The sequence below is a fragment of the Streptomyces hyderabadensis genome (assembly GCF_020404845.1).
Classification (GTDB): Bacteria; Actinomycetota; Actinomycetes; order Streptomycetales; family Streptomycetaceae; genus Streptomyces; species Streptomyces hyderabadensis.
Genome location: NZ_JAIOJZ010000002.1, coordinates 57,971 through 78,706, shown reverse-complemented (window position 1 = coordinate 78,706; position 20,736 = coordinate 57,971). Strand labels below are relative to the sequence as shown.

At 73.8% G+C, this 20,736-nt stretch carries 19 protein-coding genes and 1 tRNA gene; 9 read left to right on the top strand and 11 right to left on the bottom strand.

The annotated features are described in order from the left end of the window. Positions 1 to 2 precede the first annotated feature (2 nt). Positions 3 to 998: a D-2-hydroxyacid dehydrogenase gene (locus K7854_RS02610; protein WP_226024699.1), complete on the bottom strand. Its 996-nt coding sequence runs from the start codon at positions 996 to 998 to the stop codon at positions 3 to 5. Positions 999 to 1,185: 187 nt separating this feature from the next. On the opposite strand from K7854_RS02610, the gene K7854_RS02605 reads away from it, so the two are divergent. From K7854_RS02605 to K7854_RS02580, 6 genes are all read left to right on the top strand, one after another. Then, positions 1,186 to 2,088: a maleate cis-trans isomerase family protein gene (locus K7854_RS02605; RefSeq protein ID WP_226024698.1), complete on the top strand. Its 903-nt coding sequence runs from the start codon at positions 1,186 to 1,188 to the stop codon at positions 2,086 to 2,088. After that, positions 2,085 to 2,816, top strand: coding sequence for a maleate cis-trans isomerase family protein (locus tag K7854_RS02600; protein WP_226024697.1), 732 nt, complete (start codon positions 2,085 to 2,087; stop codon positions 2,814 to 2,816). The genes K7854_RS02605 and K7854_RS02600 overlap by 4 nt, the downstream gene beginning before the upstream one ends. Before the next feature lie 392 nt (positions 2,817 to 3,208). Next, on the top strand, positions 3,209 to 4,774 hold the full coding sequence (locus K7854_RS02595; RefSeq protein ID WP_226024696.1) for a pectate lyase family protein: 1,566 nt from the start codon (positions 3,209 to 3,211) through the stop codon (positions 4,772 to 4,774). Between the two features lie 150 nt (positions 4,775 to 4,924). Then, a complete protein-coding gene (locus K7854_RS02590) occupies positions 4,925 to 5,272 on the top strand; it encodes a DUF8844 domain-containing protein (protein ID WP_226024695.1) in 348 nt (115 codons plus the stop codon). Positions 5,273 to 5,436: 164 nt separating this feature from the next. Then, on the top strand, positions 5,437 to 6,033 hold the full coding sequence (locus tag K7854_RS02585; RefSeq protein ID WP_226024694.1) for a bifunctional DNA primase/polymerase: 597 nt from the start codon (positions 5,437 to 5,439) through the stop codon (positions 6,031 to 6,033). Next, positions 6,024 to 6,097: transfer RNA gene (locus K7854_RS02580), tRNA-Lys, on the top strand. The genes K7854_RS02585 and K7854_RS02580 overlap by 10 nt, the downstream gene beginning before the upstream one ends. 199 nt (positions 6,098 to 6,296) lie before the next feature. Here the strand turns inward: K7854_RS02580 and K7854_RS02575 are convergent. Further along, a complete protein-coding gene (locus tag K7854_RS02575; protein ID WP_226024693.1) occupies positions 6,297 to 7,607 on the bottom strand; it encodes a M6 family metalloprotease domain-containing protein in 1,311 nt (436 codons plus the stop codon). Between the two features lie 284 nt (positions 7,608 to 7,891). Between K7854_RS02575 and K7854_RS02570 the strand changes: the two genes are divergently transcribed. Beyond that, positions 7,892 to 9,793 carry a putative bifunctional diguanylate cyclase/phosphodiesterase gene (locus K7854_RS02570; protein ID WP_226024692.1) on the top strand — a complete coding sequence of 634 codons (1,902 nt, stop codon included), beginning with the start codon at positions 7,892 to 7,894 and terminating at the stop codon, positions 9,791 to 9,793. Here the strand turns inward: K7854_RS02570 and K7854_RS02565 are convergent. The 4 genes from K7854_RS02565 to K7854_RS02550 form a co-directional block, all read right to left on the bottom strand. After that, a complete protein-coding gene (locus K7854_RS02565; protein ID WP_226024691.1) occupies positions 9,769 to 10,869 on the bottom strand; it encodes an LLM class flavin-dependent oxidoreductase in 1,101 nt (366 codons plus the stop codon). The two genes, K7854_RS02570 and K7854_RS02565, sit on opposite strands and share 25 nt — an antisense overlap. A gap of 72 nt (positions 10,870 to 10,941) precedes the next feature. Beyond that, entirely contained in the window at positions 10,942 to 11,514 is a 573-nt protein-coding gene (locus K7854_RS02560) for a dihydrofolate reductase family protein (protein WP_226024690.1), read from the bottom strand. Between the two features lie 61 nt (positions 11,515 to 11,575). Continuing rightward, the gene (locus tag K7854_RS02555) at positions 11,576 to 12,109 is read right to left on the bottom strand and encodes a hypothetical protein (protein WP_226024689.1); all 534 of its coding nucleotides are present in this window, start codon (positions 12,107 to 12,109) and stop codon (positions 11,576 to 11,578) included. Between the two features lie 157 nt (positions 12,110 to 12,266). Next, complete coding sequence (locus K7854_RS02550; protein WP_226024863.1) at positions 12,267 to 13,121, bottom strand: NAD(P)H-binding protein; 855 nt, start codon at positions 13,119 to 13,121, stop codon at positions 12,267 to 12,269. A 123-nt stretch (positions 13,122 to 13,244) separates the two neighbouring features. On the opposite strand from K7854_RS02550, the gene K7854_RS02545 reads away from it, so the two are divergent. After that, complete coding sequence (locus tag K7854_RS02545; RefSeq protein ID WP_264086839.1) at positions 13,245 to 13,838, top strand: TetR/AcrR family transcriptional regulator; 594 nt, start codon at positions 13,245 to 13,247, stop codon at positions 13,836 to 13,838. Positions 13,839 to 13,859: 21 nt separating this feature from the next. On the opposite strand, the gene K7854_RS02540 is transcribed toward K7854_RS02545, so the two are convergent. Beyond that, positions 13,860 to 14,225 (bottom strand): VOC family protein, encoded by a 366-nt coding sequence (locus tag K7854_RS02540; RefSeq protein ID WP_226024687.1) that lies wholly within the window; start codon positions 14,223 to 14,225, stop codon positions 13,860 to 13,862. 98 nt (positions 14,226 to 14,323) lie between these two features. Between K7854_RS02540 and K7854_RS02535 the strand changes: the two genes are divergently transcribed. Beyond that, on the top strand, positions 14,324 to 15,289 hold the full coding sequence (locus tag K7854_RS02535) for a helix-turn-helix transcriptional regulator (protein WP_226024686.1): 966 nt from the start codon (positions 14,324 to 14,326) through the stop codon (positions 15,287 to 15,289). 70 nt (positions 15,290 to 15,359) lie between these two features. On the opposite strand, the gene K7854_RS02530 is transcribed toward K7854_RS02535, so the two are convergent. The 4 genes from K7854_RS02530 to K7854_RS02515 are packed head-to-tail and all read right to left on the bottom strand — an operon-like array spanning position 15,360 to position 20,557. Beyond that, positions 15,360 to 16,715 carry an AAA domain-containing protein gene (locus tag K7854_RS02530; RefSeq protein WP_226024685.1) on the bottom strand — a complete coding sequence of 452 codons (1,356 nt, stop codon included), beginning with the start codon at positions 16,713 to 16,715 and terminating at the stop codon, positions 15,360 to 15,362. Beyond that, on the bottom strand, positions 16,712 to 18,397 hold the full coding sequence (locus K7854_RS02525; protein ID WP_226024684.1) for an amino acid adenylation domain-containing protein: 1,686 nt from the start codon (positions 18,395 to 18,397) through the stop codon (positions 16,712 to 16,714). The genes K7854_RS02530 and K7854_RS02525 overlap by 4 nt, the downstream gene beginning before the upstream one ends. After that, positions 18,388 to 19,650 (bottom strand): hypothetical protein, encoded by a 1,263-nt coding sequence (locus tag K7854_RS02520; RefSeq protein ID WP_372480985.1) that lies wholly within the window; start codon positions 19,648 to 19,650, stop codon positions 18,388 to 18,390. Before K7854_RS02520 ends, K7854_RS02525 begins: the two co-directional genes overlap by 10 nt. Then, the gene (locus K7854_RS02515) at positions 19,547 to 20,557 is read right to left on the bottom strand and encodes a phosphatase PAP2 family protein (RefSeq protein ID WP_226024683.1); all 1,011 of its coding nucleotides are present in this window, start codon (positions 20,555 to 20,557) and stop codon (positions 19,547 to 19,549) included. The genes K7854_RS02520 and K7854_RS02515 overlap by 104 nt, the downstream gene beginning before the upstream one ends. Positions 20,558 to 20,736 lie beyond the last annotated feature (179 nt).

Here is a 20,736-nt window from a genome sequence, read left to right as displayed (position 1 = left end):
CGTCAGTGTCCGGGCACGTATCCACGCTTCTTGTCGACCACGTTGGCCAGCGGTCCGCCCGCCGCCCAGCTCTCGAACAACTCCACGAACTGCGCCCCCAGTTCGTCCCGCCAGCCGATCGTGTCCCCGCTCATGTGCGGCGAGACGATCAGCTCCGGCACCTCCCACAGGGGGCTGTCCGGCGCCAGGGGTTCGTGGTTCAGCACGTCCAGGGCGGCGCCCGCGATCCGGCGCGCGGTCAGCGCCTCGACCAGGGCGTCCTCGACGACCAGCGGCCCCCGCCCCACGTTCACGAACCGGGCGGAGGGCCGCATCAGCGCGAACCGCCGGGCGTCGAACATGCCGCGTGTGTCGTCGGTGAGCGGCGCCGCCGCCACCACCCAGTCGGCCCCGGCCAGCAGCCGGTCCAGGTCCTCCGGGCCGTGCACACCCGGGCGCGCGGTACGGCCGACCAGCGCGGTGGTGATGCCGAGCGCCTCCAGCGTGCCCACGACCGCCCGGCCGATCGGGCCGGAGCCCACCACGCAGGCGCGGGTTCCGGCCACCCGCATCGACTCGCGGTGCCGCCAGGTCCGCTCGCCCTGGAGGCGCAGGGTGGCCGGCAGGTCCTTGGCCATCGCCAGCACGAGCGCGGCGACGTACTCGGCGATCGGCCGGTCGAAGACCCCGCGCGCGTTGGTCACCACCGTGTCCGACTCGGCCAGCTCCGGGCACATCAGATGGTCCACACCGGCGCTCGCCGTGTGCACCCAGCGCGGGCGCGGGCCGCCGCCCGGCCACGCCTCGCGCACCGCGTGCGAGGTGAAGTCCCACACCAGCAGGACGTCGGCGTGCGGCAGCCGCCCGGCCAGCGCCGCCGCGTCGGCGTGCTCGATCCGGGCCCGGCCGGTCAGCCGGCCCAGCCGGGGGAGCGGCTCGGCGTCCAGGACGAGAAGGGTCGGCAGGGAGGTCGGCGCGGGCGCGGACGCGGGCGCGGACGGGGGCGGGGACGTGGTCATCGGCGGCCTGTCTCCGGTCGGTGGAAGCGGGGGCGGTTCAGGTGTTGACGCGGAAGTTAACCGGCTGTTGACCTGGGAGTGATGCGGGCGGATTGACCACGCTCGCACCGGAACCTACCTTCGTCAACACGGCCGTTCATAACGGTGCGTTGCCCTCCCCTTTCTCAGTGTGAGGCCGGTGCGTGCCATGGACATCTCCTTTCTCGGCGGACCAGCTCCGCAACGCGGGGTCGGCGTGGTCGCCCCGTTCGACTTCGCACTCGATCGCGAGCTGTGGCGATGGGTGCCCGACGACGTGTCACTGCACATGACACGCACCCCCTTCGTGCCCGTGGAGGTCAGTCTGGACCTCGCCCGGATGGTCAGCGAGCACGAGACCCTGGGCGAGGCGGTCCGCACCCTCAACGCCATCGCGCCCGAGGTCGTCGCCTACGCCTGCACCTCGGGCAGCTTCGTCGGGGGCATCGCCGGGGAGCGCGCCATGTGCGAGGCGATGACCTGGGCGGGCGCGGTCCCGTCCGTCACCACCTCCGGCGCACTGCTCGACGCGCTGACCGAGCTGGGCGTGCGCCGGGTCGCGCTGGTGACGCCGTACACCGTGTCCGTGACCCGGGCGCTGGAGGCGTACGTCGCCGAGGCCGGCGTCACCATCACCGGCTGCGCCTTCATGGGGCTGACCCGGCACATCTGGAAGGTCCCCTACCGCGACGTGGCCGACATGGCGCGCCAGGCCGTGCCCGCGTCAGGAGCGGCGGACGCCCTGTTCATCTCCTGCACCAACCTCCCCACCTACGACGTCATCCCGCAGCTGGAGGCCGAGCTGCGGATCCCGGTGATCTCGGCCAACCAAGTGACGATGTGGGCGGCGCTGCGCCGACTGGGTACCCCTGCGGTGGGGCCGTACCAGGCGCTGACCGATCCGGCCGCGCGCCTGGGCCCCGCGGCGGCGGGTGCCGCGGGCCCCGCGGTGGTGGGACCGGCGGGTCCCGTCGACCCCGCGGTGGCGGGCCCGGTCGGACCCGCGGCCGCGGACCTGCCGGGCGTCGCTGACGGCCCGGAGACGGAACAGCAGCAGGAAGGGTGGACATGACAGCACTGGGATTCCTGTACCCGGGCCACTCCGGCGAGGACGACTACCCACGCATCGAGCAGCTCCTGGGCAGCGACATCCGGGTGGACCTGGTGCACACGGACATCGGCGAGGACGCCCACCGGGTGGACGCGCTCCTCGAGATGGGCTCGCCCCGGCGGCTGGAGGCGGGCGTGGCCGAGCTGCGGCTGGCCGGCGCCGACGCCGTGGTGTGGGCCTGCACCAGCGGCAGCTTCGTGCACGGCTGGGACGGCGCCCACGAGCAGGTGCGCGCCCTCGCGCAGGCGGCGGGCCTGCCGGCCTCGTCCACCTCCTTCGCCTTCGTGCACGCGGCGAAGGAGATCGGGGTGCGGCGGGTCTCGATCGGCGCGACCTACCCGGACGACGTGGCGCGGCTCTTCGCGGACTTCCTCGGCGCCGCCGGCATCGAGGTGGCCGACGTCGTCAGCTCGGGCATCATCACGGCGGCGGAGGTCGGCACCTGGACCGAGGAGGAGGTGCTGGCGCTGGCCCGCGCCGCCGACCGCCCGGACGCCGAGGCGGTGCTCCTGCCGGACACGGCGCTGCACACGGCGGCCCACATCCCGGCCCTGGAGAAGGAGCTGGGCAAGCCGGTCCTCACCGCCAACCAGGTCACCATCTGGGAGGGCCTGCGGCTGGCCGACCGCCGGGTCAACGCGCCGGAGCTGGGGGCGCTGTTCACCCGGGAGCCGGTGGTGCAGGTCTGAGAAGGGCGTGACACGGAAGAACCCCGGTCCCGCGTGAGCGGAACCGGGGTTCTCGTCGAGCGCTGGGCAGGCCTTGCACCTGCATTTCCCCACGGGAAGTGGGGCGTCTTTCCTTGGACCACCAACGCAGTGCCCGCTGCGGGGAGTTGGCCCCCGTGATCAGGCAAGATGATCGTACCGCAGCTCCGGTCGGGGTGCACATCGAGCACCGTCCGTTCATGTAGAGGGACGTCGGTCGCAGTTCTGAATCGATCGCGCCGCGCCTGAACCCTTGTCAGCCCTGCACTCTGCTCCTATTCTCACGCCGAGAAAGCGCTTTCCGCCAGGGTGAGATTGACATGATCACGCCATGGCGTCCGTTCCGGCATGTGAAGGCGAAGGGGAGACCGAGGATGAGACGACCAGTCGCGCTGCGACTCCAAGCGGCGCTGGGCACGCTGGCCCTCGCGGCCGCGGCCGGTGTGGTGCTGACGATGCCCGAGACGGCGTCGGCGGCGGCCGGCGGCGCCACCGGCTACGCCACCCAGAACGGCGGCACGACCGGCGGTGCGGGCGGGCAGACCGTGCGGGCCACCACCGGCACCGAGATCCACCAGGCCCTGTGCGGCCGGGCCAGCAGCAGCACCCCGATCATCATCGAGGTCGAGGGCACCATCAACCACGGCAACACCAGCAAGGTGTCGGGCGACAGCTGCAACACCGCGGCCGACAAGATCGAGCTGAAGCAGGTCAGCAACATCACGATCGTCGGGGTCGGCAGCGGCGCCGTCTTCGACCAGCTCGGCATCCACATCCGGGAGGCCGGCAACATCATCATCCAGAACGTGACCGTACGGAACGTCAAGAAGTCCGGCTCACCCACCTCCAACGGCGGCGACGCCATCGGCATGGAGAGCGACGTCCGCAACGTCTGGGTCGACCACACCACCCTGGAGGCGTCCGGCGGGGAGTCAGAAGGCTACGACGGCCTCTTTGACATGAAGGACAACACCCAGTACGTGACCCTGTCCTACAGCACCCTGCGCAACTCCGGCCGCGGCGGCCTGATCGGCTCCAGCGAGAGCGACCGCTCCAACGGCTACGTCACCTTCCACCACAACCTGTACGAGAACATCGACTCCCGGGCGCCCCTGCTGCGCGGCGGGATCGCCCACATGTACAACAACCACTACAAGAGCCTGAACGAGTCCGGCATCAACTCCCGGGCGGGCGCCAAGGCCAAGGTGGACAACAACTACTTCGAGGACTCCAAGGACGTCCTCGGCACCTTCTACACCGACCAGGCCGGCACCTGGCAGGTCAGCGGCAACATCTACGACAACGTCACCTGGTCCGAGCCCGGCGAGGACAACAACCCGGCCGGCCCGGACCCGCAGTCCAACACCACGGTGTCCATCCCGTACTCCTTCACCCTCGACGACGCCTCCTGCGTGCCGTCCGTCGTGAGCGCCACGGCGGGTGCGAACAAGGGGCTGAAGGTGTCGGACGGCAGCTGCACGCCGCAGAGCCCGGACCCGACCGACCCGGGCCCCACCGATCCCGGCCCGACGGACCCGGACCCGACGGACCCGGAACCGACCGATCCGCCGAGCGGGACCAACCTCAGCCTCGGGGCGGGCTCCGACGGCTCGTCCAAGGCGAGCGGCACCAGCTACGGCAACGTGCGCGACGGTGACCTCGGCACGTACTGGTCCCCGGCCGGCACGACCGGCTCCATCTCCGTCAAGTGGTCCTCCGCCACCACCGTCGCCAAGATCAACATCCGGGAGGCGGCCGGGTCCGAGGGCACCGTCGGCTCCTACCGCGTCGTCGACCACGGCACCGGCGCGGTCCTGGCCTCCGGCAGCGGAGCGGGCGTGATCGGCTTCTCCCCGGTCTCGCTGGAGAAGATCACCTTCGAGATCACCGGCGCCTCGGGCACCCCGAGGATCGCCGAGTTCGAGACGTACGCGGGCTGACCCGGCCCGGCGCGCGGGGTGTGACCGGATCGCGGCTCCGGGCACGCCCCGCCCTCTTGCGCGGGCGCGGGACAATGGACGGTGGCCCACTCCACCGGAGTGCCCCCGCACCCGGGGACGGGCCGTCGTCCCGTACGAGGAGGAGAAGACATGGCGGAGCCCACGCCGCGTCGGCACGAACCGCGGCTACGCCCCGCGCCCCTGCTCTTCGAGCCGGCGGAGGCGGCCGCCGATCCCGAGCACTTCTTCGACCTCGAGTCGATCGACGACCCCCGCGCCCTGCTGGAGCGGGCCACCGAGCTGACCCACGCCTTCCGCGCCGCCGCCGACCGGGCGATGGAGTTCCAGGCGGTCGCCGCGGCGCAGCTGGCCGATCCGCGGCGGTTCGACCGGCTGACGGCGGCCGACATCGCCGAGCGTGCCGAGTGGACCGAGGACTACGCCAAGAAGATGGTCGAGTTCGGGCGGGACCTGATGCGCGGCGACCCGGCCGAGTGATCCGGCGGTCGGCCGGCTGATCCGGCTGTTCCGGCGGATCGGAGTCGGCAGCGGGGCGCGCATATGCCAGGGGGGTGGGCAAGATACCCCCCTCACGGTCGTCGTGTCCCGGTTTCCGGTAACCCGGCGGAGCGGGTTCCTCACGCCGGGTAGACATGGGCGGCATGAGCAGCACACGCAACGCCACGCCCCATGTCACGGACGTCACCTCGGACGGCGCCGCCTGGCTGGCCTCGGCGGGCGCGTACCCGCGCAGCACGCTCTCGCTCTGGGAGGAGCGGCCCGACGCCCCGGTCGTGCTGCCCTGCGGTTCCGCCTTCGACGTGGTGAGCGCCCCCGCGATCTTCGGCCGCCGGATGCTGGACCGGCTGTGGGGCGACGGTCCGGGCTCGGGCCCGGTCGCGGAGTTCCGCGGCCGCATGCTGCTGTTCGCCGCGCCGGGCACCGCCCAGCGGCTGCCGTCGCTGCTGGACTGGGAGGAATGGGGTGCCCGCGGCCGGGAGGGCGGCCGTACGGGCGAGGTGCCGCCGCTGCTGTGCCACGGCGCCGGGGACGCGGTGACCGTACCGGCCCCCGCGGGTGCGGCGCCGCGCTCCGGGTCCCGCTGGCTGGTGGCGCCGGACACCCGCCAGCCGTGGCTTCCGGGCCCGGAGATCCTGCTCTGGGCGGTCGTGCGGGCGGCCCGGGCGGCGGTGCGGATTTCGATTTTTCCTCCCGCCGACCAGGATGCTAAGGTCTACGACGTCAGCAGGCGCCGCTAGCTCAGTTGGTTAGAGCAGCTGACTCTTAATCAGCGGGTCCGGGGTTCGAGTCCCTGGCGGCGCACGTTGGCGATGGCGAGGCGTGTTCGCGGAAAGCGCGAACCACCTCGCCATCGTTGTTTTTGCGCGGCTTTGCCGCGCGTTGTGGGGGCTTCGCCACCCACACCCCCCCCCACGTGCGGTGGGCCTGCGATGCCGGGGCCCGATGCCGGTCTGAGCCGGGGACGGGTGAGGCAGGTGGGCGTGGGCCGGGGACGGGTGGGTCAGGTGGGGGTGATCTGTACGGTCCAGGTGCCGGAGGGGGTGCGGTCCTCGACCTTGACCCGTACTCCTTCGCCCGGCACCGTGAAGCTCTCGCCGAGGGCCACCGGGGCGTCGGCGAGCGGCGGGTAGACCGAGTCGGCCCAGCAGGCCTCGGTGTCCGGGTGGGCGTCGACCACCTCGATCGGTCCGCCTCCCGACTCCGCCCCGCTGTGCACCCGGTACACCAGCACCCCCGCCCGGCAGGCGGCCGCGTCGTTGCCGACCGGCGTGCGCACCTCGAAGGCGAGCGCGCTGCCCGCCCCCGTGCGCACCACCGCCAGCTTCGTGCCCCGCCCGAGGCCGAAGGCCGGTGCGCCGGCGGCGCCGGTCACCACCACCCCGGGCCCCGCCCCCAGCGGCTCCAGCGTCAGCCGGGTCGGCCCGTCGCCCCGTACGCAGGCCACCTGCCGGGGCTGCAGCCAGCCCAGCTTCCACTTGTGCCAGCCGAGCAGGTCGGGGGCGAGTCCGAACTGGCTGCCCATCAGGTCCCAGTCGCCGACGTGCGTGTCCCAGTCGCCCTTGCCGTCCACCGGCCGGTGGTACAGGTCGGGCAGGTCGAAGACGTGCCCCGTCTCGTGGGCCAGGACCAGCCGGTCCGGCGGATGGTTCTCGAACACCGTGACGACCCGCCGGATGTCGGTGCCGTCGGCCCGCATCGGCCGGTCCAGGTTGACGACCTTCGTGGCGTCGGAGTCCACCCCGGGCGCGTCCGGATCCGCGACGAAGTACACGACGTCGTACCGGGAGAAGTCGACGTGGCGGTCGGCCGCGGCCAGCGCGTCGCGCAGATAGGCGGCCCGGTGCTCCGGGCTCCAGTCGCGCCGTATCGCGTACGACGTCGACGGGCTCGGCATCCGGATCCAGTCCCGCAGCGGGTGCGGGCGGAGCGTGAAGGCGCCGTAGGAGGCGCGCCGGAAGAAGTCGCCGGTGGCGGGGAAGTGGTCGGCGGCGAGTTCCGCCGGCGCGGTCAGCGGCTGGGAGTCGGGGAAGGACAGGAACACCATCACCGCGTCCAGGGCGCGGGCGGGCCGCGGATAGGCGGCGTTCCAGGTGTCCAGGCCCTCGGAGTGGTGCACGTCGGTGCGCTGGAGGGCGCAGGGCTCGGGGGAGAAGGGCTCGGCGACCGAGGGCGCGGTGATCAGGGAGGTCGCGGCGAGCGCCGACATCGTGGTGCACACCGCGGCGGTGCTGCGCAGTCGCCTCAGGGGGAACTGGCGCGGCACATGGACCTCCGGACGCGGTAGACGGGACACCGCACCCAGCTTGTGCATGATTGTCGTATTGCGCCCTGTTCGCCTGCACCGGATGGGTGAGCCGTCCGGGATTCCGGTGGAGTTCTCCTGGCCGACACCTCGAAGCCACTCACGCAACGTCACAACTGGTCGGAGGGGTGACGGACCCGGCCAGGTGTGAGCAGAAACGATCTGGCAGGGGGCTCGCTCGGTCCGGAAGGCGGGGCGGCGGCTGGAAGGGCCCGGTGTCAGCCTCTATGATCGGCACACTTTCCTGCACGAACAGAGCACGAACAGAGATCGAGGCACTGCGGGAGCGAGCGGTGAACGGAACCTCCGAAGGGCCGGCGCCCGCCGTAGACCTCGGCCCGGCGGTCACAGAGAGTGATGAAGGTCTGGCTCCTCGTACCGGGCGTACGGGGCCGCCGACCTACCGATCCGTGTTCACCGCGGCCCCGCTCGCCATGGCCGTCGTCGACGCCGAGGGCCTGGTGGTCAGCGCCAACGACACCCTGGGCACCCTGCTGGGCACCGACCCGGCCGCGCTGGCCGGCTGCGTCGCGGCCGACCTCGTCGACCTCGCCTCCGATGCCGGCACCTGGCACGCCTATCGCGAGGTGCTGCGCGGCCGGCGGCCCCGGCTGCGCTGCACCCGGCGGCTGAAGCGGGCCGACGGGCACTCCCTGTGGGCACAGGTGACGGTCGAGCCGCTGGCCGACGCCGGGGACGCCGGGGGCGGGGACGCCCCGGGCCTGCTGCTCTCCGTCGCCGACGTCAGCGCCCGGCGCGAACTCCAGGCCCGGCTGCGCCACCTCCAGATGCACGACCCGGTGACCCGGCTGCCCAACCGCGCGCTGTTCTTCGAACGCCTGACGGCCGCGCTGGAGGCGGAGTCGTACGAGCACGGCGGCACCGGCCGGATCGGCGTGTGCTACCTGGACCTGGACGGCTTCAAGGCCGTCAACGACACCCACGGCCACCGCGTCGGCGACCGGCTGCTCGCCGCCGTGGCCGAACGGCTGACCAGGTGCGCGGAGGAGGCCGCCCACGCCCGGTCCGGCGCCCCGCTGGTGGCCCGGCTGGGCGGTGACGAGTTCGCCCTGCTGGTGGAGGACTCCACCGGCACCGACCAGCTCGCCGACCTGGCCGCCGCGGTCCTGGCCGCCCTCCAGCCGCCCTTCGAGCTGGCCGACCGCCGGCTGTCGGTCACCGCCTCGGTCGGCGTCGTCGAACGCCACACCGCGGGCACCACCCCGACCGCCCTGATGCAGGCCGCCGACACCACCCTGTACTGGGCCAAGGCCGACGGCCGCGCGCGCTGGACCCTCTTCGACCCCGAGCGCAACGCCAACCGCATGACCCGCCAGGCGCTGGCCGCCACCCTCCGCCCCGCCATCGAGCGCGGCGAGTTCGCCCTTGAGTACCAGCCGCTGGTCGGCATGGAGGACGGCCGGGTGCGGGGCGTCGAGGCGCTCATCCGCTGGAATCATCCTCAGTTCGGCGTACTTGCGCCGAATCGGTTCATCGCACTGGCGGAGGAGGATGGCTCGATCGTTCCCCTCGGCCGCTGGATCCTGCGCACCGCCTGCCACCAGGCGCGCCGCTGGCAGCTGGCCCACCCCGACGAGCCGCCGATCTTCGTCAGCGTCAACGTGGCGGTCCGCCAGGTCTGGGACTCCGACCTGGTCGCGGACGTCGCCCGCACCCTGGAGGAGACGGGCCTGCCGCCCCACCTCCTCCAGCTGGAGCTGACCGAGTCGGCGGTGATGGGCTCGGCCGGGCGCCCGCTCCAGGTCCTCAAGGCGCTCAGCGAGATGGGCGTGCACATCGCCATCGACGACTTCGGCACCGGCTACTCGAACCTGGCCTACCTCAGCCGGCTGCCGGTCTCGGTGCTGAAGCTGGACGGCGCGTTCGTGCGGGGCTTCCAGTACGACGCCGTGCCCGAGGCGGCCGGCGCCGGTTCTCCGGAGGCCGTCGGCACCGGGGTGGCCAACCCGGCCGACGAGGTCATCGTCGAGGCGATGGTCCAGCTCGCCCATCGGCTCGGTCTGACCGTCACCGCCGAGTGCGTGGAGACCTCGGACCAGGCGACCCGGCTGCGCCGCATCGGCTGCGACACCGGCCAGGGCTGGCTCTACTCCCGGCCGGTGGCACCGGACCGCATCTCCGCGCTGCTGGGCTCGGGACCGGCGGGGGTTCAGGCCGGCGTCGGCAACCCGTAGGCGTCGGCGATCAGCTCGTAGGAGCGCAGCCGCACGTCGCCGCCGTGGGCGTTGGCGGTGAGCATCAGCTCGTCGGCGCCGGTGCGCTTCTGGAGGTCGTCGAGGCCGGACCGCACCTCGTCGGCGGTGCCGTGGATGACGTTGGCGTTCCAGGACCGCACGAACTCCTCCTCCATCGGGCTGAAGTCGTACGCCTCGGCCTCCTCCGGCGTCGGTACGAGTCCCGGGCGGCCGGTGCGCAGCCGGACCATGTTCAGCGCGGCCGCCAGCACCTGCCGCCGCGCCTCCTTCTCGTCGTCGGTCGCGAGCGCGGCGACGCCGATGAGCGCGTACGGCGCGTCCAGGACGGCCGACGGCCGGAAGGCCTCGCGGTACAGGTCGAGTGCGGGGATCGTGTTCTGCGCCGAGAAGTGGTGCGCGAAGGCGAACGGCAGCCCGAGGGTGCCGGCCAGCCGCGCGCTGAACCCGGAGGAGCCGAGCAGCCACACCGGCGGCCGGTGCGCCGACTGCACGCCCCCCGGCGAGGTGGCCTGCACGGGGCCCGGCACGGCGTGGATGCGGGCGTACGGGTGGCCGTCCGGGAAGTCGTCGTCCAGGAACCGGATCAGCTCCGCGAGCTGCTGCGGGAAGTCGTCGGCGCCCTCGTTCAGCCGGTCGGTGCGGCGCAGGGCGGCGGCGGTGGCCCCGTCCGTGCCGGGCGCCCGGCCGAGACCGAGGTCGACGCGCCCGGGCGCCATGGCCTCCAGCGTCCCGAACTGCTCCGCGATGACGAGCGGTGCGTGGTTGGGCAGCATGACGCCGCCGGACCCGAGCCGGATGCGGTCGGTGTGGGCCGCGAGGTGGGCGAGGATCACCGCGGGGGAGGACGAGGCGACGCCGGGCATGGAGTGGTGCTCGGCGACCCAGTACCGCTGGAACCCGCGCGCCTCGGCGAGCCGCACGATGTCCACGCTGGTCCGCAGCGCGTCGGTGGCGGTCCGGCCGGCCCCGACGGTCACCAGGTCCAGTACGGAGAGCGGGACGGGAGCGGTGCCGTGGGCGGTGCCCCGGATCTCCTCTGCGGCGTCTGCGGCCATGGCGGGGTGCCTCCTGTGGTTGACGTGTTCGTACGCGAGTCGCTTCGCGACGTAACAGGAGGGGGTCTCCGGTTATTCCCCGCGCGTCACGCGGTGGCGGAGGAGGACGACGTTCCGGCCGAAGGTGCGGGACTCGACGAGTTCGAGGTTCACCCGGCGCTCCTGGCGGGGGAAGTACGGGGTGCCGCCGCCGAGCAGTACCGGGTGGACCATGGGCCGGTACTCGTCGATCAGGTCGTGGGCGGCCGCCTCGGCGGCGAGGGTCGCGCCGCCGATCGCGATGTCGCCGTCGCCTGGCTCGGCCCGCAGGCGCTCGATCTCCTCCGCCAGGGTGCCGGAGGCCAGGCGGGTGTTGGTGCCCTGGACCGTCGACAGCGTCCTGGAGAACACCACCTTGGGCAGCGCCTTCCACAGCGCGGCCCACTCCAGCTCCGCGGCGCCGAGCGACTCGTCCTGCTCGGCGGTCTCCCAGTACAGCATCGTCTCGTACAGTGGCCGCCCCAGCAGGTGGACGCCGGTCTGCCGCAACTCGTCGGTGAAGTGCGCGAAGACCTCTTCGTCCGGGTCGCTCCAGTCGATGTCGCCGCTCGCGTCGGCGATGTAGCCGTCGAGGGACACGTTCATCGAATAGGTCACCTTGCGCATCGGAGGCCTCCTGGGTAGCCGGTCGGGTCCGACAGTACGGCCGCCGGGGGTGCGGCGCCCGTCAGTCGGCGACGTTCACCTCACGCACTGCCGCGCTCGGCGCCGGAACGGCCTCGGGGCGCCGGCGCCGGCGTTCCAGTACCCGCTCGACGGCCACGGCGGAGAAGCAGAGCAGCGCCGTGAGTACGGAGAAGACGAAGAAGACCGTGGTGTCGGCCCAGACGGTCGCGCCGACGCCGACGAGGAGGGTGGGCGTGACGAGTGCGCCGTACGCGAGCAGGTAGAACATCGACATGACGGCCCCGCGCCGTTCGGCGGGGATGCCGGCGGTGAGGTGGCGCAGGGAGCCGCCGAAGGCGAGCCCGTAGGCGCCGCCCTGGAGGGCGACGGTGACGACGATGACGACGGCGTTGCCGGTGGCGAAGGCGCCCACTCCGGCCAGCATGAGCACGGCGAGTGCGGTGTCGCCGACGAGTGCGACCGTGCGTGCCGGACGGCGTGCGCTGAGGATCTGGGTGCAGGCGGCGGCGAGGGTCACGGCCGCGATGACGACGCCGCCGAAGATGGTGGAGGCGGGCGCCTTCCGGCCGGTCATGGTCGGCCCCGCCCGGGGCCATCGCTTGCGGCGTGATGCCTTGCAGGAGGCGGCACCCGGACTGCTGGACGCGCTGCTGGGGGCGCTGGCCCGGCAGGACTGACGGCGGCGCGGAGCCCTCGCCGCCGGCCTCCCCGCGGCTCGGGCGGGGCGGGACTCAGGCGGCGAGGTCGGCTGCGAGCCGGTCCGCGACGGTGTGGGGCTCGCGGCCGAGGAGTTCGGCCAGCAGGGGGTCGGCCTCGGCGAAGTAGCCCGCGCGGGCTGCCTGGTAGTAGGTGAGCATCAGCCGGGCCATCTGCTCCGGCACGCCGGTCGCGATCTGGTCGGCGATCCACTGGTCGTCGTCCAGGACGACGCGCGCGATGGTGCGACCGGTGAGGTCGGAGGCGATCCCGGCGAGATCGTCGAAGGTGACGGCGGCCGGCGCGGTGAGGTTCACCGGGCCGTCGAAGCGCCGGTCGCCGGCGAGGACGGCCGCGGTGGCCTCGGCGGTGTCGGCGCGGTCGGTGTACGGGACGGGGCCGTCCTCCGGCTTGGCGATCACGCCGGTCCGCTGCCACGGGCCGAGGACCTGGTCGAGCGGGCCGTAGGCGCCGTTGCGCAGTGCGGTCCAGGCCGCTCCGGAGGCGCCGAGGATCGCCTCGGTGGCGAGGTGCACGTCCGACGGCCGGTACGGGTTGCCGGGGACGGCGCCGTGCTGGCTCGTGTAGAGGATCCGGTGGGCGCCGGCCTCGACCGCGGCTTCGACGGCGCGGCGATGCAGGCCGACCATGTCGGCGGCCGGGTCGTTGCCGGAGACCAGGAGGACCTGCTCGGCACCGGCGAACGAGTCGCGCAGCGCGGCCGGGTCCTCGTAGGAGCCCTGCCGCACGCGCACGCCGCGGTCGGCGAGGTGCCGCGCCCTGCCGGGGTCGCGGACGCTGACGCCGATCCGGTCGGCGGGTACGCGCCTGAGGAGGTGCTCGACGGTGGCGCCGCCCAGCCCGCCGGTGGCGCCGGTGACAACGATCATGTTCTTGGCCTTCCCGCATAAGTTGACCAGGGTGGTCACTTTCTCTTCTGCGGGTGACCGTAGGTAAGCTGACTCGACGAGTCAAGTTGCGCTGGTGAGTGACAGGAAGAGACGGTGAGGGCCATGGCCGGTGCGGTGCCTTCGCAACCCCGGCTGCGCGCCGACGCGCGGCGCAATTCCGAGCAGATCCGCTCCGCCGCGATCGGTGCCTTCCAGGGGCAGGGCCTGACGGTGCCGCTGGAGGAGGTCGCCAAGGCGGCGGGGGTGAGCAAGGCGACGATCTTCAACCGGTTCGGCGGGCGGATCGGCCTCATCGAGGCCGTCATCGAAGAGGTCGTCGCGCGTCAGCTGTTCGCCGTCATCGACCACACGCGGACCGTCGACGACGGCGGCGAGCGGATCGCGTACTACCTCACCGCGATCCGCGACCTCCAGTACCGCCAGCCCGCCTTCAACGACGTGCTGTTGCAGACCTATCCGCACTCGCGGCAGCTCATGGAGATCTGCCGGGTCGGCAGCGAGGCCAACGAGGAGTTCGTCGCGGCGGCGCGGGCCTCGGGCGCGCTGCGGCCGGAGTTCACGGCGGGCGACCTGCACGCACTCGTCGTCGACAACGCCCTCGCCCTCAAGCACGGCGAGCGGCCTGCCCGGGAGGACTACGACCGCCGCACCGTGTACCTCCTGGACGGCATCCGCGGGCCTTCGCCCCGGTCCTAGGGGCTGTCCGGTGCCCCGGACCTAGTCGACCGGCGAGACCCGGATCAGGTTGCCGTCCGGGTCCGTCGCCACGAACGTGCGGCCGAAGGGCTCGTCGTGGGGTTCCTCCACCACCGTGACGCCCTTGGCGGCCCACTCGGCGTGGAGCGCGTCGATGGCGGCCGAGGAGCCCGGGATCATCAGGCCGACCTCCGAGGTGCGCGGGGTCGCGGCCGTGATCCGGTCCGCGTGGCCGCTCCAGAGGGCGAACAGGACGCCGGGCGCGACCTCGAAGGGGACGTAGCGCGGGGCGGTCATCACCGGCTTGATGCCGAACAGGTCGGAGTAGAAGGCGGTCGCACGCTCGACGTCGGTGACGTAGACGAGGAAGAGGTTGGGTGCGGACATGGGTGATGGGCTCCTTTCGAGCGGTCCGTTCGGCCGCTGGTACCAGCCTCGGCTGAGAACATGACAGAAGTTGTCGGGTTCGAAGGGGGAGCCGCCGGATGAGTCGGCCGCAGCGTTTGATCGAGCTTCTCGCGGCCCTGCAGACGCGTCGGCGGACCACCGCCGAGGCGCTGGCCGAGGAGCTGGGGGTGTCGACGAGGACGGTCCTGCGCGATGTGCGGGCGCTGGTCGACGCCGGGATTCCCGTCTTCACCGAGCGGGGCAAGTACGGCGGCATCAGCCTGCTGCCCGGCGACCAGGCCGACCTGTCGAAGCTGACGACCGGCGAGGCGGACCTGCTGCGGGCCGTCGGGCTCGACCTCGACCGGGCCCGTCAGCTCGGCGGCGAGGCGGCCGCCCGGTCCGCGCTGCGCAAGCTCACCTCCCGCAGGCAGCCGCCGCCGGCCCGGGACGAGCTGCCGCTCGCGCTGACCGACGTGATCGCCATCGACAACCGGCCCTGGTTCGAGGACGACGCGCCGCTGCCCGACGTGGCGGCGCTGGTGCGGGACGTGCGGACGGCGCGGCGGCTGCGGATCGTCTACCGCAGGAGCGGGGAGGCGTCCGCGCGGGAGCTGGTGGTCGACCCCTACGGACTCCTCCAGCGGGGCGGGCGCTGGTACCTGGTGGCCGACCGGGACGGGCGGCCCCGGATGTTCGCGCTCTCCCGCCTGCTGCGCTGGGCCGTGCTCGACCACGCGCGCCGACTGCGTGCCGGGGCCGACCTCGCCGGTACGGCACGGGAGTTGGGCGAGGCGTTGGAGCGCAGGGAGCACGTCGTGGTCACGGCGCGCGTCGACGTGGCGAGCCTCGACCTCGCCCGGCGGATCCTGGGTGCCCGGCTCAGGACGGTGGGTGAGCCCGGGGAGGACGGGCGGGCCGAGGTGACCGTGGCGTACGGGCATACCGACGCGGTGCGGCAGTTGCTCCAGTTCGGCGAGCACATCGAGGTCGTCGCCCCGAAGGCCGCACGGCGGCTGGTCGAGCGGCTCGCGACCGGGCTCGCCCGCACGCACACCGGTTAGCGCCGGGCCGGGGCGCGCGCCCGTGCCCCACCGGCGCGCTGCTTCGGCCGCCCACCGCCGCCCCGCCGCCTCAGGCGGAGACCCGGTGCTCCGCGAGGTGGGCCAGCACCGCGTGGTTCGCCTCCCAGCCGTCAGGGAACTTCACCAGCGTGCCCAGCTGGACCGGTTCCGTGGACGGGTAGTCGTCCAGCAGGCCGGCCACTCCCTCGCGGCAGACCACGATGCACGCGTGCCGGTGCCGGGAGGCCAGCACGCACAGGCGGCCGGTCTCCAGGTGGAAGGCGGTGGCGTCGGGGCGGCCGGAGAGCGGGTGCAGGACGACCGTGACGTCGTACTCGCGGCCCTGGAGGCGGTTGGCCGTGTCGACGGTCACCTCGCCCGCCCCGAGGTCGGCCAGCGCCGAGCGGACGGCCGCCGCCTGGTCCCGGTGCGCGGTGCCGACGGCGATCCGGGCCGCGGTCAGCGGGGCGGGGTCCGGGGAGCGCTCGGAGGTCGCCCGGCCCTCCCGGTCGAGCAGGCGCCGGACCACCGCCGCCACCGCCCGCACCGCCTCCGGGTCGGTGCGCGGGGTGTGCCGGGCGGGCAGCTCCAGCAGCCCCCAGCCGGAGACGGCGGCCTCGTCGATCACCCGGTCCGGGCCCGAGCCGTCCGACGGCACCCCGAAGGCCAGGCTCCGGTCGCCGTGGTCCGTGCCGCTGCGGAAGGGCGTGTACGGGTAGAAGGCGTCGGAGACCAGACGGGCCGCCGACGCCGGGAGCCGCCAGGAGACCGGGAGCCGGTGCTGGGGCAGGCCCGGATTGTGGGCGAGCAGTGTCGTCACGGCCGAGGACGACGGGTCGTAGGCCAGGCCCGCCCACTGCTCGCTGCCCACCGTCGCGAACGGGTCCAGCTGGCCCGGGTCCCCCACGAACAGCGCCCGCTCGAAGAGCCCGGCGACCGCGAGCAGGGAGTCCGAGCGCATCTGGTACGCCTCGTCGACGATCGCGTGCCGCCAGGGCTCGTCCACCGTGACGTGCGCCCACTTCGCCGCCGTGGACAGGACGACGGCCTGCCCGGCGAGGTCGGCCGCCTTCGCCGACTTCCGTACGCTCTCCAGCGCGTCGAGCGCCTTGTCGTACGGGTCGGCGTCGCTGCTGTGCAGGCGGCCCACCGGAAGGTCCGGGTTCTTCTCCGCCAGGCGCAGCACCAGGTCGTCGACCTGGGCGTTGGTCTGCGCCACCACCATCAGGGGGCGGCCCGCCTCGGCCAGCTCCAGCGCCGCCCGCACCACGAGCGTGGACTTCCCGGCGCCGGGCGGGGAGTCGACGACGACACCGCGCTCCGTGCCGTGCAGGGTGTCGTGCAGGATCGCCGCGGTGGCGCGGGCGGCCTCCGCACCCGGGTCGAAGTCCGCGGGGGCGGGGGCGGCGAGGGCCTCGGCGGTCACAGCACGTCCTCCTCGGTCTGGGCGTCGGCGGCCTCCGGCACCGCGGCCGCCGCACCCGGCGGGCCGCCGTGCGTCCACGGCGTCTGCTCGGGGTCGGGGAGCTTCGCACCGCCCCGCTGCTCGTGCTCGAAGAGCGTGAAGCAGACCAGGTCGCCCTTCTCCGGCACCGACCCCGCCTCGGGCTCCTTGCCCCGCCCCATCTTGTCCATGATCCGCAGGACCAGCACGCCGTCGCCGTCGCGGGTCCCGTCACCGGTCCCGGTCCCGTCCCCGTCACCGGTCCCGGTCCCGTCGCCGAAGCCGTCGTCCGAGGCGGCCGGTCCCACGTACTCGGCCGTCTGCGGCTTGCCGCCCAGCGAGCGGTAGACCTTCGCCCGCTCGCCCAGGTGCGGACGGTCGTCCGTGCGGACCGTGACCAGCGGGCGCGGACTGGGCCGCTTGCTCTCGCTGTACGCCATCACCACGTCGACGACCTCGCCCGCGAACGCCTCCCCGGACAGCCGCCGCCCGGCCATCACCAGCGGGTCGTCCAGCGCCTCCTGCGCCTCCAGGCGGGCCTGCTCGCGCTCGCGCGTGGCCAGCTTGTTCGCCGCCGTCACGGCGTCGTCGCGGCGCGGCTGCGGGGGCTCCCCGGCCAGGATGCGGTCGCGGTGGGAGGTGAACGACCAGCGGTCGCGGGTCCACCGCTCCTCGGCGTGCGCCCCCTCCGGCAGCTCCCGCAGCAGGTCCAGGCCCCGCCACACCGCGTCCCAGGTGGGCCGGGTGCGGCTGTCGACCAGGGCGCGGATCTCCCGCTCGGCGGCGGTGAGCGCGCCGAGCCGCTCGTCGGCCTCCAGACCGTCCTCGGCGGCGGCCAGCGCGGTGCGGGCACGGTCGTAGCGCTCGATGGCGGGGGCGAGCAGCCTGTTGTCGAAGGCCGGGTCGGTCGCCGGGCCCGCGGGCGGGCACAGCAACTGGCCGTCGGCGTCGCGGGCCAGCTCGGCGCGGCGGGCGGCCTCCGCGCCGGTCAGGCCGGGCTCCGGCGAGAACTCCGGCGCGATCCACGCGAGCAGGGCGCCCAGGTGCTGGTCCTCCAGCGTGGACTGCCCGGTCGCCCAGTGCCGCCCCAGCAGGTCGGTCATGGCGAGCAGGAGAGAGGAGCCGGGCACCCGGGCCCGCTCGCCGTAGTGGGTCAGCCACCGGCCGAGCAGCGGCACCCGGGGCGGCGCGGGGTGCGGGGTCTCCGGGTCCTGCTCCGCCGTACGCCGAAAGCGCATGGACCGGCCCAGCAGCCGTACGAAGTCGATGCCCGCGCGGCTCGGCACGACCAGCTGCGCGGCGTCCGCGCACAGGTCGACCTCGACCTTGACCCGCTTGCCCGTCTCCGGGTCGGTCTCGGTGCGCTCGGCGGCCTCGACGCTCTCCGCGTACGCCTCGACGTGCGGCAGCACGATGTCGGCCAGGTCGGCCAGGAACGCGAAGCGCAGGTCGCGGTCGCGGGGCTGCGGCACCACCAGCAGGTGCGGCGCGTCCCGGTCGGTGCCGACCAGCGCGCCGAGCGGGGCGCCGGCCTCGCCGGCGGTGGTCAGCGGGACGAAGACCAGTGGACGGTCGGACAGGTGCCGGTGCCGGACGGTGGCGGCGGGCTGGGCCCGGCCGGTGCGCACCGCCTCCAGCCGGGCGAGCGTGGTGATCAGCGACACGCGGACACCCCGCCGGCCCCGACCGCGAACTCGCTGCCGCCGCCCGCCGCCGCACCGGTCCCCGCATCGGCCGTCGGACCGGCCGCCGCGAGCGCCTCCGCACGCAGCCGGGCCGCCCTGCGCAGCGCGGCCACCGCCGGATCGTCCGGATCACCGGCCTCCCCGCGGGCCGCGGCCAGCACGTCCTCGACGGTGGAAAGCCCGCCCAGCTCGGCCCGCACCGGGCGGCCCAGGCAGGTGACCGCACCCGCCTCGCGGGACCGGGCACGGCAGTGGAAGGCCAGCTCGCACGCGGACAGGCACTCCGGCGCGTACGCCGCCGGGACCGCCTCGACCGCCGCCGCCAGCTCCTCGGCCGGCAGCCCGGGGGAGAAGCAGACGCCCTCCGGCAGCGCGTCGGCGATGTCCTCGATGCGGGTCAGCCGGGCCAGCTGGCGGTCGGTGACGGCCCGCTGCTTGCGCACGTCGACCGCGGAAGCGGTGGGCAGGTTGGAGAAGTCCTTGGGGCAGACCAGCAGGACCCGGTGGCGCACGCGCGGGGCGGGGTCGAGCCGGGCCGCGACCCGCTCCAGCGCCAGCACGTACACCGCGGCCTGCCGTGCGGCGGCGCCCACCTTCGCCGGGTCGGCGGAGCCGTCCAGCATGGGGAAGGACTTGATCTCGACGACCGTCCAGCTGCCGTCCGGATGCACCACCACGGCGTCCGGCTCCAGGAAGGCGGGCGAACCGGCGACGTCGAGGGCGAGCATCGGATGGTCGAGCAGCGTCCAGGCCCCGGGTGCGCCGGTGGCCTCGCGCAGGGCCAGCGCCGTGCGCGCCGTGCGCCCCTCGGGGCCGGCCGCGGTCAGGTCGGGCACTGCCGCCCCGGCCTCGGCGGGCGGCTCGGCACCCCGGTCCAGCTTCTCGTGCACGAGCCGCAGCAGCTCGGCGCCGCCGTCGGCCTTGACCTTCGCCTCGAAGGCATTGCCCCGCGTGAGGGCGAACTGCGACTGTCCGAAGGCGGACGGCGAGCCCAGCGCACTGGCCAGGGCGGCCTTGTCCACCCCCGCGCCGTCGAGGAGCGCGCGCCGACGGCATCCCGGGTTGGCGGCGAGGGCGGCCAGCGCCCGGGCGTCCAGTGCCCTGGCCGGTACGTCGGGACCGCGCAGCTCAGCGAGCCGGTGCCGGAGTCCCGTCCTCCGCGCCCGAGGGGGCGGGGTCCGGCTCGCCCCCCGGTCCGAACCGCTGCTCGCGCTGCCGTGGAAATCGCTCACCCGCGGAAGTCTGGCATCCGCCACTGACAATCGCGGAACCCGCGCCGTCCCGGGCGGTCGCGGAGGTGGCCGCGGAGCCGTTCGCGGAGTCGTTCGCGGGGCCGGCCGAGCCGGCCGCCGCCGGTGCGAAACGGGCCGTGAGCCGGGTCCGTGCCCGCTCCGCGGTCCGCCGCACCAACGGCGTCAGCAACAGCCCCGCCCCCATCACGGCGGCACCGGCGACCGCGTCCAGGAAGTAGTGGTTCGCGGTGCCCATCACCACGATCGTGGTCACCAGCGGGTAGACGACACCGGCCACCTTGGCCGTGCGCGTGCCGCCGTGGCGCCACAACATCACCCCGCACCACAGCGCCCAGCCCACGTGCAGGCTCGGCATCGCCGCGTACTGGTTGGTCATCCCGCCCAGGCCGCGCGGGGCGCTCGCCTCGCCGCCCCACCAGCCGTACGAGCTGTACTGGGCCATCGTGTCGACGAAACCGTGGCCGGCGTCCAGCAGCCGGGGCGGGCAGGTCGGCAGCAGGGTGAAGCCGATGAGACCGATGAAGGTGGACGTCATCAGCCAGGTGCGGGCGGCCCGGTAGCGCACCGCGCGGGACCGGAACAGCCAGATGAGGATCGCCGGGGTGACCACGTAGTGCAGCGAGGCGTACCAGAAGTCCGCCGGTACGCCGATCCACGGCTCGCGCGTGAAGAGGCGGTTGAGGGGGTGCTCGGCGTTGAGGTGGAGCGCCTTCTCGATGTCCAGGATGGCCAGGCCGTGGTCGACGGCGTCGGAGACGTCGCCGCGCACGATCAGGCGTCCCGCGCTGTAGCAGGCGTACACGAGGACGATGAGCGGCAGCTCGGTCCACCAGCGCAGCCGAGGGTGCGGGGCCGCCTCGGTGCCCGGTGTCTCGGTGTGCGGCAATCCGATCGCCCTCCCCCTTCTCACGCTTCTCACTACTCGCTCGCTCACGCGTCCGGACGGACACGGGCGAGCCACTCTACGGCCTCGCTCCGCCCGCTCCGCGAAGCGCCCTCGGACCGGATAGACGCGGGCACCGCCCCTCGGGTTGCCCGCACGGACAGTACGGGATGATGGAGGGG